The 15,177-nt window shown below is 71.7% G+C and carries 16 protein-coding genes; 4 read left to right on the forward strand and 12 right to left on the reverse strand.

Annotated elements, in window-relative coordinates:
- Positions 1-4: 4 nt before the first annotated feature.
- The 7 genes from LZP97_RS11175 to LZP97_RS11205 all read right to left on the reverse strand — a co-directional run bounded on the left by LZP97_RS11175 (position 5) and on the right by LZP97_RS11205 (position 7,247).
- Entirely contained in the window at positions 5-670 is a 666-nt protein-coding gene (locus LZP97_RS11175) for a dTMP kinase (protein WP_010594748.1), read from the reverse strand.
- Positions 671-695: 25 nt separating this feature from the next.
- Entirely contained in the window at positions 696-2,183 is a 1,488-nt protein-coding gene (gene ahcY / locus LZP97_RS11180; protein WP_010594749.1) for an adenosylhomocysteinase, read from the reverse strand.
- Positions 2,184-2,241: 58 nt separating this feature from the next.
- The gene (locus LZP97_RS11185) at positions 2,242-2,904 is read right to left on the reverse strand and encodes a TetR/AcrR family transcriptional regulator (protein WP_010594750.1); all 663 of its coding nucleotides are present in this window, start codon (positions 2,902-2,904) and stop codon (positions 2,242-2,244) included.
- A 68-nt stretch (positions 2,905-2,972) separates the two neighbouring features.
- On the reverse strand, positions 2,973-4,244 hold the full coding sequence (manA, locus tag LZP97_RS11190) for a mannose-6-phosphate isomerase, class I (protein WP_010594751.1): 1,272 nt from the start codon (positions 4,242-4,244) through the stop codon (positions 2,973-2,975).
- Positions 4,244-5,329, reverse strand: a complete 1,086-nt coding sequence (locus LZP97_RS11195; protein ID WP_048770742.1) for a hypothetical protein — start codon at positions 5,327-5,329, stop codon at positions 4,244-4,246. Before LZP97_RS11195 ends, manA begins: the two co-directional genes overlap by 1 nt.
- Before the next feature lie 82 nt (positions 5,330-5,411).
- On the reverse strand, positions 5,412-6,779 hold the full coding sequence (locus LZP97_RS11200; RefSeq protein ID WP_010594753.1) for a phosphomannomutase/phosphoglucomutase: 1,368 nt from the start codon (positions 6,777-6,779) through the stop codon (positions 5,412-5,414).
- 72 nt (positions 6,780-6,851) lie between these two features.
- Positions 6,852-7,247 (reverse strand): DUF3499 domain-containing protein, encoded by a 396-nt coding sequence (locus LZP97_RS11205; RefSeq protein ID WP_172603582.1) that lies wholly within the window; start codon positions 7,245-7,247, stop codon positions 6,852-6,854.
- Between the two features lie 87 nt (positions 7,248-7,334).
- On the opposite strand from LZP97_RS11205, the gene LZP97_RS11210 reads away from it, so the two are divergent.
- Positions 7,335-7,829, forward strand: coding sequence for a metallopeptidase family protein (locus LZP97_RS11210; protein WP_040272457.1), 495 nt, complete (start codon positions 7,335-7,337; stop codon positions 7,827-7,829).
- A gap of 4 nt (positions 7,830-7,833) precedes the next feature.
- Here LZP97_RS11210 and LZP97_RS11215 read toward each other — a convergent pair whose 3' ends face one another.
- Positions 7,834-8,097 carry a WhiB family transcriptional regulator gene (locus LZP97_RS11215; RefSeq protein WP_051059567.1) on the reverse strand — a complete coding sequence of 88 codons (264 nt, stop codon included), beginning with the start codon at positions 8,095-8,097 and terminating at the stop codon, positions 7,834-7,836.
- A gap of 399 nt (positions 8,098-8,496) precedes the next feature.
- On the opposite strand from LZP97_RS11215, the gene cofD reads away from it, so the two are divergent.
- Genes cofD through LZP97_RS11230 form a run of 3 tightly spaced genes read left to right on the forward strand, consistent with a single transcriptional unit; the run spans position 8,497 to position 11,430 of the window.
- Positions 8,497-9,486: a 2-phospho-L-lactate transferase gene (gene cofD, locus LZP97_RS11220; RefSeq protein ID WP_010594757.1), complete on the forward strand. Its 990-nt coding sequence runs from the start codon at positions 8,497-8,499 to the stop codon at positions 9,484-9,486.
- Positions 9,483-10,865: a coenzyme F420-0:L-glutamate ligase gene (locus LZP97_RS11225; protein WP_010594758.1), complete on the forward strand. Its 1,383-nt coding sequence runs from the start codon at positions 9,483-9,485 to the stop codon at positions 10,863-10,865. Before cofD ends, LZP97_RS11225 begins: the two co-directional genes overlap by 4 nt.
- A 1-nt stretch (position 10,866) precedes the next feature.
- Positions 10,867-11,430 (forward strand): NUDIX hydrolase, encoded by a 564-nt coding sequence (locus LZP97_RS11230; RefSeq protein ID WP_017679580.1) that lies wholly within the window; start codon positions 10,867-10,869, stop codon positions 11,428-11,430.
- Here the strand turns inward: LZP97_RS11230 and LZP97_RS11235 are convergent.
- Genes LZP97_RS11235 through rfbD form a run of 4 tightly spaced genes read right to left on the reverse strand, consistent with a single transcriptional unit; the run spans position 11,427 to position 15,082 of the window.
- Positions 11,427-12,182 carry an SGNH/GDSL hydrolase family protein gene (locus tag LZP97_RS11235; RefSeq protein WP_017679581.1) on the reverse strand — a complete coding sequence of 252 codons (756 nt, stop codon included), beginning with the start codon at positions 12,180-12,182 and terminating at the stop codon, positions 11,427-11,429. The two genes, LZP97_RS11230 and LZP97_RS11235, sit on opposite strands and share 4 nt — an antisense overlap.
- Positions 12,183-12,197: 15 nt before the next feature.
- Complete coding sequence (locus tag LZP97_RS11240) at positions 12,198-13,283, reverse strand: sugar phosphate nucleotidyltransferase (protein ID WP_010594761.1); 1,086 nt, start codon at positions 13,281-13,283, stop codon at positions 12,198-12,200.
- Positions 13,280-14,185, reverse strand: a complete 906-nt coding sequence (locus tag LZP97_RS11245) for a glycosyltransferase family 2 protein (RefSeq protein ID WP_017679582.1) — start codon at positions 14,183-14,185, stop codon at positions 13,280-13,282. The genes LZP97_RS11240 and LZP97_RS11245 overlap by 4 nt, the downstream gene beginning before the upstream one ends.
- Before the next feature lie 36 nt (positions 14,186-14,221).
- Positions 14,222-15,082, reverse strand: coding sequence for a dTDP-4-dehydrorhamnose reductase (gene rfbD / locus LZP97_RS11250; RefSeq protein WP_010594763.1), 861 nt, complete (start codon positions 15,080-15,082; stop codon positions 14,222-14,224).
- Between the last annotated feature and the right edge of the window lie 95 nt (positions 15,083-15,177).

Below are 15,177 nucleotides of genomic sequence, written 5' to 3' on the forward strand. Positions count from 1 at the left end.
GCTTCTATCGTGTCACTCCTCGACCGTGGTGAAGCTGATTTGAGATGTCGGCGGCGAGTTGTCGCGGATCGGCATCGGGTCCGGCAACCCGCCACGGCGACATCCACTGTCGGCGTGCGAGGTCGTCGTACACCTGCCCGGTGCGGGCCTGCAGACCCGAGTCCCGTTCGTAGGCGTCCCGGTCGCGGGCCGTGTCGGCCGCGGCGCGGCTACGGGCCCGGCGAGCCGCCAGCTCGACCGGCACCCGCAGCAGCAGCTGCAGATCCGGCACGGGCAGCGCGAACCGCTCGAACTCGAGCTCGCGGACCCACTCCACCGCCGGTCCCGAGCCGTCCTCGTGGTGCCGGGCGGCGGTGTAGGCGGCATTGGACGCGACGTACCGATCGAGCAGGACGATGTCGTTGTCCGCCAGGAGTTTCCGCAACTCGTCGGCGGCGTCACGGCGGTCGAGGGCCCACAGCAGCGCCATCGCCTCGATGCTCGAGGCGGTGTCGCCGTGCCGGCCCCGCAACGCCTCGGCCCCGAGGTCGGCGTGCACCGAGGTCCCGTAACGCGGGAACGCACGCGTCGCGACGACGAATCCGGCTGCGCGCCAGGACTCGACGAGGCCGGCGGACAGTGTCCTCTTGCCGGCCCCGTCGAGCCCCTCCACGACGATCAACGCGCCCATCGGCGGTGTCCTGCGATTCCCGCGCTCAGTACCGGTAGTGCTCGGGCTTGTACGGGCCTTCGACGTCGACCCCGATGTACTCGGCCTGGTCCTTGGACAGCTTGGTCAGCTCACCACCGAGGGCCTCGACGTGGATGCGGGCGACCTTCTCGTCCAGGTGCTTGGGCAGACGGTAGACCTCGTTGTCGTACTCGTCCGGCTTGGTCCACAGCTCGATCTGGGCGATCACCTGGTTGGCGAACGAGTTGCTCATCACGAACGACGGGTGACCCGTGGCGTTGCCGAGGTTCAGCAACCGGCCCTCGGACAGCACGATGATGGAATGCCCGTCTGCAAAGCGGAACTCGTCGACCTGCGCCTTGATGTTGATGCGGGTGACGTCCGTCGCCCGCTCGAGGCCGGCCATGTCGATCTCGTTGTCGAAGTGGCCGATGTTGCCCAGGATGGCCTGGTGCTTCATGCGACGCATGTGATCGAAGGTGATGATGTCCTTGTTGCCGGTCGCGGTGATCACGATGTCGGCCTGCTCGATGAAGCCCTCGACGGTGACGACGTCGAAGCCGTCCATCAGCGCCTGCAGTGCGTTGATGGGGTCGATCTCGGTGACCGACACCCGCGCACCCTGCCCGCGCAGCGCCTCCGCGCAACCCTTGCCGACGTCGCCGTAACCGCACACCAGGGCGGCCTTGCCACCGATGAGGACGTCGGTGCCGCGGTTGATCCCGTCGAGCAGCGAGTGCCGGGTGCCGTACTTGTTGTCGAACTTGCTCTTGGTGACCGAGTCGTTGACGTTGATCGCGGGGAACGCCAGATCGCCGCCGGCCGAGAGCTGGTACAACCGCAGCACGCCGGTGGTGGTCTCCTCGGTGACGCCGCGAATCGACTCGGCGATCGCGGTCCACTTCTTGGCGTCCTGTGCGAGGGATTCGCGCAGCAGCGCCAGGAAGACCCGGTACTCGGCGGAGTCGTGGTCCTCGTCCACCGGCGGCACCACGCCCGCCTTCTCGAACTGCGCGCCCTTGAGCACCAGCATGGTGGCGTCGCCACCGTCGTCGAGGATCATGTTGGCCGGGCGCGGGGTGCCGTCGGCGGCGGCGGGCCAGGTGAGCATCTGCTCGGCCGCCCACCAGTACTCCTCGAGCGTCTCACCCTTCCATGCGAACACCGGTACGCCCTTCGGCTCCTCCGGGGTTCCGTGCGGGCCGACGACGACCGCGGCGGCGGCGTGGTCCTGGGTCGAGAAGATGTTGCACGAGGCCCAGCGCACCTCGGCGCCGAGGGCGACGAGCGTCTCGATCAGCACGGCCGTCTGCACCGTCATGTGCAGCGAGCCGGAGATCCGCGCACCCTTCAGCGGCAGCACCTCCGCGTACTCGCGGCGCAACGCCATCAGACCGGGCATCTCGTGCTCGGCCAGCCGGATCTCCTTGCGGCCGAATTCGGCGAGGGACAGATCGGCGACCTTGAAGTCGATCCCGTTCCGCTGGTCGGCCACGAGCTTGTTGTCGGACACGTGAGGATGCCTCTCCTGTTGGCAGTCGGTTCTGCCAACAGGCTATACAACTCGCTGTTCAGTCGCGCCGGGCGGAGCGATCGATGAACGGGCCGAGCAGCTCGGCCAGGTCCGCGGCGACGTCCCGGTCGGACTCGGGCGGCATGGAGATGTAGCTCATCGCGACGCGCACGATCGCCCGCCCCAGGATGCCCGCATCCGCCGCGGACGCCTGTACCCAGCTGCGCTGGAAGGTCTCCGAGAGCCGAGCGGAGGCCCGCTCGATGAGCGGCGCCGCGTCCGTGGTGATCAGCCGCAGCAGATCCGGCTTGGCCTCGCCGCGCAGCAGGGACTGGATCAGCGGGTCGGCACTGCTCTCGACGAAGAACGAGGTGAACCCCTCGACGAGGGCGGGGCGCGCCTGTCCCACGTGGGTGTAGATCGCGTCGTCGACGGCGTCGACGAACTGATCGACCAGGCGCAGTGCGTACGCCTGAGCGAGGCCCTGCCGCGACGAGAACTCGTTGTACAGGGTCTGCCGGCTCACGCCCGCACCCCGCGCGACGTCCGTCATGGTGATCGCGGACCAGTCACGGGCGGTGAGCAGGTCCCGCATGGCATCGAGCACCGAATTGCGCAGCAGCATCCGGCTGGCCTCGTGGAACGGTACGCGCTGCCGGTCTTCGGGTTCCCCGGCTCGCGGAGGCTCCCCGGCGGTGGCGGATTCGTGCACGATCGACATGCCGCGACGGTTTCACGCGGGGCCGATCCCGTCAACACGAGCGTCCGTCGCCGCCGGGCCGGTCCACGTCAGTCGACGGGGATGCCCGTCTCCGCCAACCGGGCGCGGAACAGCTGCGCCGGCCCGCCGGCGGCGCGCACCGTGACGGCCGGGTCGGACGCGGAGAGCCAGACCGCCTGCCCGGCCGCCAGCTGCAGGGTCCGCCCCTCGCATTCCACGCCGGCGGACCCGGAGGTGCACAGCAGGATCTGCGGACCGCACGGCGGCAGCGCGACGCCGTCCGGCGCCGCACCCGAGCCGGGGGCGAGATCGATCCGCGACAGGGCGAACTCCGGGGCAGGAGTCCGGTAGCGCACCTCCCCCGGGCCGGCCGGCTCGGGCTCGAGGATCGGCACGTCCACGGGCCGGAAATCGAGCACTCGCAGCAGCTCCGGCACGTCGACGTGTTTCGGCGTGAGTCCGCCGCGCAGCACGTTGTCCGAGTTGGCCATGATCTCGACGGCCATGCCGTGCAGGTACGCGTGCAGGTTCCCCGCTGCGAGGAACAGGCCCTGTCCCGGCTCGAGGGTGATCCGGTTGAGCAGGACCGCGGCGAGTACGCCCGCGTCGCCGGGATAGAACTCGGCGAGCTGCAGCACTGTCCGCACTTCCTCGGCGAACGGGGCTACGCCGTCGCCGTTGTGCGTCGCCAGGTAGGTCACGCAGCCGTCGAGTACCCGCGGCAGCAGGGCCGACAGCACCGACTGCGGGAGGGTGATCCAGATGGTGAACAGCGCCCGCAGGCCGTCGGAGTCGGGTTGCCCGGCGAGCAGCCCGACGTACGGATCGAGTTCGGGTACCTCGAGGGCGGCGAGCAGCTCGACGGTGCGGTGCGGATCCCGGAAGCCGGCGAGCGCCTCGAACCGGGTGAGGGCGACGACGAGCTCGGGCTTGTGGCTCGCATCGCGGTAGTTCCGCACCGGCGACTCCAGGGGCAGGCCCGCGGCCTCTTCCCGGGCGAAGCCCTCGGCAGCCTGTTCGGCACTCGGATGCGCCTGCAGCGACAGTGGTTCCTCGGCGGCGAGCAACTTGAGCAGGAACGGCAGCCGCGGCCCGAACCGGCTCAGTGTCGCCGGCCCGAGATGCCCACCCGGGTCGGCCTCGAGGACATCGAGCAGGGAGGTGCCCCCACCCGGGCCGTCACCGTTGGTGCTCACCACCCGCGCCGGGTCTGCGGGGTGCGCACCCAGCCACAGTTCCGCCTCCGGATGAGCGGACGGCACCGTCCGGCCGCACAGTGCCGCGATCGCGGTGCGCGAACCCCAGGCATACGAACGCAGCGCACCTTCGAGTCGGAGCACTACCGACCACCGACCAACCGCAGATAGGCAGCGGCCATCTCGAATCGCACGGCCAGCACCGCCACCTGCTCCGGCACCGACGGCACCGCTTTCGCCTCGAACTCCCCCACCACCGATACCAACTCCATGTCCGGCAGCGCTGCCGCGCGCCGCTCCGCCTGCCGCCGATCTTCCTCCACACTCACCACGAACACCCGCGCCGGGGGTGCGGGCACCGGCCCGTCGAGCTGTTCGTCGTGGAAGAACGGATCGTACGACTCCCCACCCGCCGGGGGTATCGCGACGAGCCGGTCCCGTGCGGCGAGAACGTCCGGCAACGCCGCCGCCGCGGCGATCACGCCGGCCACCTGCAGCAGGGACTCCCCCGCGTGCCGGGCCAGCGCGGCCGTCACCGCCGAGTCACCCGCCAGGGCGACCCGCCGGGACTGGATGCGGGCGGCGAGCGCCTTCGCCGGGTTCCGGAACACCTCACTGCCAGGCTGGTCGCGGCCGGCTTCGCCGTCGGCCGAGTCGGCGAGATCGGCCAGCGGGGGAACCGCGCCTGCCGTGCGGGTGGCCTCCATCGCCGCCACCACCGCGAGGAACACCGCCAGGTGCCGTAGGAGCGAGTACGCCACCGGCACCCGGATCCGCGGCGGCAGCAGCATCGCCCGGCCCGCCGCCGCCGCCCGGATCGGTCCCTCGTCCGGGGCGTCGACGACCACCTCGGCGCCGCGCCGCAGGGCCGCGGCGACCGATTCGACGAGCTGGGGGTCGCCGGCGTCGTCACCGGCCACGACGACGACGTCGAGCGGGCCGACCCAGGGCGGGGTGACGGGGGCCGTGACCAGCGGCACGGCCGAGCGCGCCGCGAGCATCGCGACGACCAGCTCGCCCGCGCGGGCCGCGCGCGCGTCGCCGCACACGAGCACCACGCTGCGCGGGTGCAGGCCGTGCAGGCGATCGAGGATCTGCTCGTCGACGGCCGCGGCGGCGGCGCGGATCTGTGCCCCGCCGAGCGCGGCGAATCGCAGGATCCCGTCGACGTCGGCGTCGATCAGGGCACCGGTGTCGTCCAAGTCGAGGATCGAAGAGGGAGCCGTCATGGCTGCGCCACCGTCCTTCCGACTCGCACCGACCCGGGACCGCGCCCCGGGATCTCGATTATCCCCGCCACGGATAATTCCGTCACGCGCGCACGATGGCCAGGATTTCCCTCACCAGCGCGTCGACCTGCTCGGCCGTGCGGGCCTCGACGTTGAGCCGCAGCAGGGGCTCGGTGTTGGAGGCCCGCAGGTTGAACCAGGCACCGTCGGTGAGATCGACGGTCACGCCGTCGAGCCGGTCGACGGCTTCGGCACGGTCGCCGAAGGCCTCGAGCACGGCGGCGGTGCGCTCCGTGGCGTCGTCGACGGTGGAGTTGATCTCCCCGGACGCGGCGTACCGGTCGTATTCGCGCATCAGCTCGGACAGGGGCCGGTCCTGGCCACCGAGCGCGGCGAGCACGTGCAGGGCCGCGAGCATGCCCGAGTCCGCGCCCCAGAAGTCGCGGAAGTAGTAGTGCGCCGAGTGCTCGCCGCCGAACACGGCCCCCGTCTCGGCCATCTGCTGCTTGATGAACGAGTGCCCGACGCGGGTGCGGACGGGCTTGCCCCCGAGCTCGGTGACCAGCTCCGGCACCGCGCGGGACGTGATGAGATTGTGGATGATCGTCGATCCGGGTTCCTTCGCGAGTTCGCGCGAGGCCACCAGCGCGGTGACCGCCGACGGCGTGACCGGCTCACCACGCTCGTCGACGACGAAGCAGCGGTCGGCGTCACCGTCGAACGCGAGGCCGAGGTCGGCCCCCGAGTCGCGCACCAGCTTCTGCAGGTCCACCAGGTTGGCGGGATCGAGCGGATTGGCCTCGTGGTTGGGGAAGGTTCCGTCGAGTTCGAAGTACAGCGGCACGAGGTCGATCGGGAGCGCGCCGAACACCGCGGGCACCGTGTGCCCGCCCATGCCGTTGCCGGCGTCGACGGCGACCTTCAGCGGGCGCATCGCGGACAGGTCCACCAGGGAGCGGACGAACGCGGCGTAGTCGGCCAGCACGTCCCGCTCGGTGACGGCGCCGGGGGCTCCGTCGAAGTCCGGGACGCCGGCGACGAGTTCGGCCGCGATGGTGGCGAGCCCGGTCTCCTGTCCGACCGGCTTGGCCCCGGCCCGGCACAGCTTGATGCCGTTGTAGCGCGCCGGGTTGTGGCTCGCGGTGAACATGGCGCCCGGAGCCTCGAGGATCCCGGACGCGAAGTACAGCTGGTCGGTGGAGGCCAGGCCGATGTGGACGACGTCGAGCCCCTGGGCGGTGACGCCGGCGGCGAAGGCCTGGGACAGCTCCGGGGACGAGGCGCGCATGTCGTGCCCGATCACGATGCGGGTGGCGCCGCCGTCACGCATCAGGCGGGCGAAGGAGGCTCCGACGTCCCGGACGAATCCGGCGTCGAGCTGTTCTCCCACCAGGCCACGCACGTCGTACGCCTTGACCACGGCGGACACGGACTCGGCAGTTCTCGCCACTGTTGCTGCTCCTGATCGTCGACTGGCGCCGCCGCCTCCGCGGCGGGGCACGGTCAGCCTAGTGCGCGACGATCAGGACGTGGGATCGGGCAACACGCGCAGATGACCACGCCGGCCGGTGCGGGCGGTAGGGGGTGCGGCCAGCGCCGGGGGGACACCGGAATCGGTGTCGTCGGAGTCGGTGCGGCCCCGCTCGCCGAGCCCGGCTTCGCGTACCGCCTCGGCCAGGGCGGTCAGGTCGTCCTCGTCCGGGGTACCGGCGGTGAAGGCACCTTCGTACCGGACCAGTTCCCACCCCTTCGGTGCGGTGATCCGCGAGCCGTGCGATTCGCACAGATCCCACGAGTGGGGCTCGGCGACCGTCGCCAGGGGCCCGACGACTGCGGTGGAGTCCGAGTACACGTAGGTCAGCGTCGCAACAGCAGGGTTCTTGCACCCAGGCCGGCAGCATCGACGCAGTGATCTCACAGTCGGAGAGTAGCGCGCCGTGCGCTCCGGGACTATCCGGACACACCGGAGAACCGGGTACGGATTTGCGTGTCGTACTGTCCAGGCATGCCCCGATCGCGCCGTCCCAGACCCGTGACGTCCCGCTCGGTCGCGCGTCGCGGCCGTGGTGTGCGCGGCCCGCTGTTCCCGCACGAGGTGCCGGCGTGGCGCTCGCGCGCGGAGAAGTTCGATCTACTCGTGCTGGGGGCCTTCGCCCCGATCGACGCGCAGTGGCACGACCGGCTGACCAAACTCGACATCGCCGTCGACGAGGTGCCCAAGATCCGCGCCCTCGACCCGGACTCGGTGACCTGGCCGTCGGAGGTGGTCGCGGACGGCCCGGTGCCGTTGTCGCGGCTCGTCCCGGCGGGGATCGACCGGCGTGGCGCGGCGACGCGGGCCCGGATCGTGCTCTTCCGCCGCCCGCTCGAACTGCGGGCGAAGGATCCCGAGGATCTCACCGACCTGGTGCACGACGTCCTCGTACACCAGGTCGCGACGTACCTCGGCGTCGAGCCCGAGGTCGTCGACCCCGAACTCGGTGGCTTCGACGAGGACTGACGCCTCAGACGATGCCGCGCTTGAGGCGTCGCCGCTCGCGCTCCGACAGACCGCCCCAGATGCCGAAGCGTTCGTCGTTGGCCAGCGCGTATTCGAGACATTCGTCCCGGACCTCGCACCCCAAGCAGATCCGCTTCGCCTCCCGGGTCGATCCCCCCTTCTCGGGGAAGAACGCCTCGGGATCCGTCTGCGCGCACAACGCGCGTTCCTGCCACTGTTCGTCGACACCGTCGGACGGGTCGCCGAAACCATCGATCAGACTGAGCACGGGCCGCGCGGACGCGTCCCCCCCGATGCCGTCGATGTCCCGGACGTCCTCGCCTGCCGTGCCGATGCCTGCAGTGTCGATCCGAGAGCTCTCGAACCATTCGCGCTCGTCGGCCATCGTTCGCCTCCTCACCTGCAGCGCTGCAACTCTCGTCGAAACCGGCCCACTCCGCGCCATTCCGATCGAACATGCGTTCGAATACAGTTCACCCCAACCGATCTCGGCTCCGGTTCACTGGAAATGACACTTATGTGATTAGACACGTGGGGCGTGTCGCGGTCAAGCCGAGCGGTGCCGCTGCCTTACCATCCGGGGTTCTCCTCCGCGCCGCTGCGCACCTGCCGCCCGGGCGCGCAGGCACCCCGGCAGCTCTCGCGGCACACCGCCTACGCTTGCCCTGTGAACGTGACTGTATTGGTCGGCGGCGTCGGAGGTGCGCGTTTTCTCACCGGCGTGCGCCGGCTCCTCGGCATCGAACCCGGCCGCGACCTCGACCCCGACGCCGCGCACCGGGTGACCGCGATCGTCAACATCGGCGACGACGTCTGGATGCACGGGCTGCGGATCTGCCCCGACCTGGACACGTGCATGTACACCCTCGGCGGCGGGATCGACGCCGAACGCGGATGGGGCCGGGCCGACGAGACCTGGCACGCGAAGGAGGAGCTGGCGGCGTACGGCGCCACCCCGGACTGGTTCGGCCTCGGCGATCGCGACATCGCGACCCACCTGCTGCGCACCCAGTTGCTGAGCGCCGGGTACCCGCTCTCGGCCGTGACCGAGGCGCTGTGCGACCGCTGGAAGCCCGGCGTCACCCTCCTCCCGGTCTCCGACGACCGCAGCGAGACCCACGTCGTCATCACCGATCCGGTCGACGGCGAGCAGCGCGCCGTGCACTTCGAAGAATGGTGGGTCCGGCACCGCGCCCAGGTTCCCACGCACAGCTTCGCGCACATCGGCGCCGAGAAGGCCGCCCCCGCCCCGGGCGTGCTCGCGGCGATCGAATCGGCGGATGCGGTGATCCTCGCTCCCTCCAACCCGGTGGTCAGCATCGGCGCGATCCTCGCGATCCCGGGACTGCGCGGCGCGCTGCGCACCACGTCCGCGCGGATCGTCGGCCTGTCGCCGGTGATCGACGGAAAACCGTTGCGCGGCATGGCCGACGCCTGCCTCGGCGTGATCGGAGTCGAGACCACCGCTCAGGGGGTGGGACGGCACTACGGGGCCCGCAGCGGCGCCGGCCTGCTCGACGGCTGGCTGATCCACTCCACCGACACCGCCGACGTGCCCGGCGTCGAGGTGCGCAGCGTGCCGCTGCTCATGACCGATCCCGACGCGACAGCCGAAATGGCTCGCGCCGCACTCGAACTGGCAGGAGTGACGCTGTGACTACGCCCTCCGACACGGCCGTCGGCACCGCCGCCGGAGTGCGCGACCACTCCCCCGGGCGGCCGATCGAGATCCGCCCGGTGCCGGGCCTGCCCGAGTTCCGGCCCGGCGACGACCTCGCCGCCGCACTGGCCGACGCCGCCCCCTGGCTCGCCGACGGGGACGTCCTCGTCGTCACCAGCAAGATCTTCTCCAAGGTCGAGGGCCGCATCGTGGACTCCCCCACCGACCCCGACGCCCGCGACGCGCTCCGGCGCCGCCTCGTCGACCAGGAGGCGGTGCGCGTGCTCGCGCGCAAGGGACGCACCCTGATCACCGAGAACCGGCTCGGGATCGTGCAGGCCGCCTCCGGGATCGACGGCTCGAACGTCGCCGCCTCCGAACTCGCCCTGCTGCCCGAGGATCCGGATGCGAGCGCCGCGGCACTGCGCGAGCGTCTGCGGACACTGCTCGGCGTGAGCGTCGCGGTGGTCGTCACCGACACGATGGGCCGGGCCTGGCGCGTCGGCCAGACCGACGCGGCGATCGGGGCGGCCGGTATCCCGGTCCTGCACGAGTACGCGGGATCTCGTGACGGACAGGGCAACGAACTGTTCGTCACCTCCGTGGCCGTCGCCGACGAGATCGCGGCCGCGGGCGACCTCGTCAAGGGCAAGCTGGGCGGGGTTCCGGTCGCGGTGATCCGTGGCCTCGACCTGCCCGACAACGGTTCCACCGCCCAGCAACTCATCCGCCGCGGCGAGGACGACCTGTTCTGGCTCGGCACCGCCGAGGCACTCGAGTCCGGCCGCCGCGAGGCGCTGTTGCTGCGCCGGTCGGTGCGGGAATTCTCCTCGGAACCGGTCGATCCCGAAGACCTGCGCGAGGCCGTCGCCGAGGCCCTCACCGCTCCGGCGCCGCACCACACCCACCCGGTGCGGTTCGTCTGGGTCCGCACCGAGCAGGTGCGCCGCCGGCTGCTCGACCGCATGCGCGAGCGTTGGGCCGCCGATCTCGCCGGCGACGGGCTCGCCCCGGCGGCGATCGACCGACGGGTGGGCCGCGGTGCCATCCTCTACGACGCGCCCGAGGTGGTGATCCCGTTCTGGGTTCCCGACGGCGCCCACCGCTACCCCGACGCCCGGCGTACCGCCGCCGAGGCCACGATGTTCACCGTCGCCGCCGGCGCCGCCGTACAGGGGCTGCTGGTCTCGCTCGCCGTCCGCGGGCTCGGCAGCTGCTGGATCGGGTCGACGATCTTCGCCCCGGACGTCGTGCGGCGTGAACTCGGCCTGCCCGCGGACTGGTCGCCGCTCGGCGCGATCGCGGTCGGACATCCCCTCGAGCCGGCGACGCCGCGCGTCGCCCCCGCGGCCGGCGACCTGCTGCTGGAGCTGTGAGGTGAGCGCGTCCACACTGCACGCCTCGGCCGTCGACCGGCTGCGGGCCTGGCGGACCGATTCGGCGGACGCGGAGTCGCTGCGGCACACCATGTTGGCGTTTCTCGACGCCGCACCCGAGGGATGTCTGCGCCGGCACGTTCCCGGCCACGTCACCGCGTCGTCGCTCGTGCTCGATGCCGACCGTCGGCACGTGCTGCTCACCCTCCATCCCCGGGTGGGACGGTGGATCCAGCTCGGCGGGCACTGCGAGGAATCCGACGAGACGGTCGTCGACGCGGCGCTGAGGGAGGCGACCGAGGAGTCCGGAATCGAGGATCTGACCATCGATCCGGAACTGCTCTCGGCGCACACCCACCCGATCACCTGCTCGCTCGGCCGCCCGACCCGGCACCTCGACCTGCGGTTCCTCGTCGTCGCGCCACCGGGGGCCGTACCCGTCCGGAGCACGGAATCGACGGACCTGCGGTGGTGGCCCGTCGATGCGCTACCGCCCGAGGCCGAGCACGACACCCTCGGGCACCTGCTCGGCCTCGCCGGCGCACGCGCCCGGGCGGCCGGCTAGACCGGCTGCAACGTGGGGCGTTTCGGCGCGATACCGTCCCCGGAGGACGTGCCGCGCAGACGCCGCCCGACCCAGGGAATCAGGAACTCCCGCGCCCACCGGCGGTCCTCGGCCCGCTTCGCCGCGGACACCACCGGCGCGGCCTCGAACTCGGTCGGAGTGAGCGTGTGTGCCGCACCGAGGAGATCGAGCACGCGGATCGCCATGTTCCGGTGGCCGGCCGACGACATGTGGAGCCGGTCGAAATCCCACATCCGCAGGTCGCGGTACTCCGCGAAACGCCAGAAGTCGACGATCGTCGCGCCGTGCCGGTCGGCGATCTCCCGGACGAGCTCGTTGTAGACGGCCCAGCGTCCGCGCAGGATCCGGAACACCGGCGCCCAGCTGCCGTCGTAGGCCGTCCACACGAGCACCCGGGCACCCGTCGCGGCGAGCTTGCCGATCGCCTCGTCGTACTCGGCGGCCAGCGCGTCGAGATCGAGCGTGGGGCGCATGAGGTTGTTGCCGCCGGCATAGATCGTCACCAGGTCGGGCCGCATCGCCACTGCCACGTCGAGCTGCTGGTCGAGGATCGGGCGCAGCAGTCGTCCGCGCACGGCGAGATTGGCGTATCCGAATTCCGGATTGTCGCGGGCGAGTTCCTCGGCGACGAGATCCGCCCAGCCCCGCAACCCGTTGGGCCGGGCCGGATCCGGGTCCCCGACGCCTTCGGTGAACGAATCCCCCAGTGCCACATATCGTTCGAACTTCATCGCAGATCCCCCGCGCTATACGTCGGTGCTGAAACGGATCCCGCCGTCGGGAATCTGCACCCCGGGCCAGACCCGGGCGCCGCGCAGCAGCTCGCAGCGCGCCCCGATGTCGGCGCCGTCGCCGATGACGCCGTCGCGGATCAGGGCGCGGGGGCCGACGCGGACGCCGAATCCGATGATGGACCGCTCGATCACCGCACCGGCCTCGACCCGCGCGCCGTCGAAGATCACCGCACCGTCCAGACGCGCGCCGGCGCCGATCTCGGCGCCGCGGCCGACGACCGTGCCCCCGATCAGCAGGGCGCCGGGCGCGACGGAGGCACCGGGATGGACGAGCGATTCGCCGCGCTGGCCACCCAGGGCGGGCGACGGCGCGATGCCGCGCACCAGGTCGGCCGAGCCGCGGACGAAGTCCTCCGGCGTGCCCATGTCCCGCCAGTAGGCCGCATCGACGTGCCCGTACACCCGCCTGCCCTCCGCCAGCAGGGACGGGAAGACCTCACGTTCGACGGACACCGGACGACCCTCGGGGATCGACTCGATGATCTCGCGCTTGAAGACGTAACAGCCGGCGTTGATCTGGTCCGTCGGCGGATCCTGCGTCTTCTCCAGGAACGCGGTCACCCGACCTTCCTCGTCGGTGGGCACGCACCCGAACGCGCGCGGGTCGCCGACACGCACCAGGTGCAGGGTCACGTCGGCGTCGGTGCGCAGGTGTGTGTCGAGCACCGCGCCGAGGTCCGTTCCCCCGAGAACGTCACCGTTGAAGACCATGACGTTGTCGGCCCGCAACCGGGGCAGGACGTTGCGGATGCCGCCGCCGGTGCCCAGCGGCTCGGCCTCGGTGACGTACTCGATCTCGAGTCCCAGTTCCGAGCCGTCACCGAAGTAGTCCTCGAAGACCTCCGCCTTGAACGAGGTACCGAGCACCACGTGCTTGATGCCGGCCGCGCGGATACGGGTGAGCAGATGCGTCAGGAACGGCACGCCGGCGGTGGGCAGCATCGGCTTCGGCGCGGACAGCGTCAGCGGCCGCAGCCGGGTTCCCTGCCCGCCCACCAGGATCACCGCATCGGTGTGCGGCGCAGCATCGTTCGTCATCGTGTCCCCTGTTCCGTGGTGTTACCCGCCTCGGCCGTCCGCGCCCGTTCGCGCGCCGCCGCGGCCACCGACATCCTCGACCGGGCGGCGAGCCCGGCCCGCAGCGTCCATCGCAGCGGCGCCTGCCACCGATGCGGGTGCCGGTCCGCCTGGAACCGGTAGGCGCTCTCGTGGTGGGCCGGCAGCATGAGCTCCGGATGCCGGCCGGCAGCGTGCCCTTTCGCGTGCGTGACCTCCGCCGAGGGCACGTACACGTTGAGCCAGCCCGCCCGGCCGAACCGGTCGCCGAGATCGACATCCTCCATGTACATGAAATAGCGCGAGTCGAAGCCGTCGACCGCATCGAACGCCGCCCGCCGCACCAGCAGGCACGAGCCGGACAACCACCCCACCGCCCGTTCCGACACGGTCTCGTTCTCCTGCCGGTACCGCCGCGTCCACGGGTTCTTCGGCCACACCGTGCCGAGCAACGCGTGCCCCGCGCCGGAGACCAGCCCGGGCACCGATCGCGCCGACGGATAGACGGTGCCGTCGGGCTCGTGGATCAGCGGGCCCAGGGACGCGGCCCGCGGCCAGCGACGCGCCCCCTCGAGCAGCCGGTCCAGCGACCCGGGTCCCCAGCGCACGTCGGGATTGGCGACGACGACGAACTCCTCCGCCGGGTCGACCTCCGCGACGGCCCGGTTCACGGCACCGCCGTAGCCGATGTTGCCGCCGGTGTGCAGCAGCCGCACGTTCGGGTGCCGCGCCGCGGCCTCTTCCGGAGAGCCGTCGGTGGACCCGTTGTCCGCCAGGATCACCCGGGTGGGCAGGTTCGTCGCGCCGGTCAGCGAGGTCAGGAAGTGCTCCAGATGCTCACCGGGCGAGTAGGTCACCGTCACCACGGTCAGCGTCGAACTCACGCCGTCACCTTAGCCGCCGGCCTCGGCCGCGCCGAATCACGCCCGGGTCCGCAGTGCGCCGATCGCGGCCCGCAGTGCCGGCCGCCACGGCCGGAGCGGCGTCAGCCCGGCCGCGGCCCATGCGCTGCCGTCGAGGACGGAGTACGCCGGACGAGGCGCGGGGCGCACGAACTCGTCGCTGCCGCACGGCTGCACCCGGCCCGGGTCGGCACCCGCCTCGGCGAACACCGCACGAGCGAGGTCGAACCAGCTGGCCTCCCCGGAGTTCGTCGCGTGCAGGACCCCGCCGGGCACCGCACCCGCGCGGGCGGCGAGTTCGAGGATCCCGTCGGCGAGATCGGCGGCGTAGGTGGGGCAGCCCACCTGGTCGTCGACGACGCGCACCGTGTCGCGTTCGCGTTCGAGCCGGAGCATGGTGGCGACGAAGTCGTTGCCGTCGCCGGTGTAGAGCCACGCGGTGCGCACCACGTGGGCGCTCGGCAGCCGGTCGAGCACCGCCCGCTCCCCGGCGAGCTTGGTCCGCCCGTAGACGGTGCGCGGCCCGGTCGGATCGCCGACCCGGTACGGGCGGTTCCCGTCGCCGGCGAACACGTAGTCGGTGGACACGTGGATCAGGTGGGCGCCGGCTGCGGCGCACGCGGCGGCCAGGTTGGCCGGGCCGTGCTCGTTGACCGCGGCGGCGTCCTCGGGATGCGTCTCGGCCGCGTCGACCGCGGTGTAGGCGGCGCAGTTGAGCACGACGGCGCCGGGCTCGACGAGCGCGGCGACCGCGCCGGGATCGGTGATGTCCGCCTCCTCCGACCCGGCGCCCCGGATCCGGAGGCCGGCCGCGGCGCCGCGGGCGAGCAGGTGACGGCCCAGTTGTCCGCGGGCTCCGGTGACGAGAACGGTCTGCACGGGCACGAGTGTGGCATGCCCCGGCGGCTGTCACCCGGTACGAGCCGGGCACGCCGCGGCGGGTGCCACAAGGGCCGCCGTCACGGCAGTAGCCT

The sequence above is a fragment of the Rhodococcus sp. DMF-1 genome (assembly GCF_021441945.1).
Taxonomy (GTDB): domain Bacteria; phylum Actinomycetota; class Actinomycetes; order Mycobacteriales; family Mycobacteriaceae; genus Rhodococcus; species Rhodococcus ruber.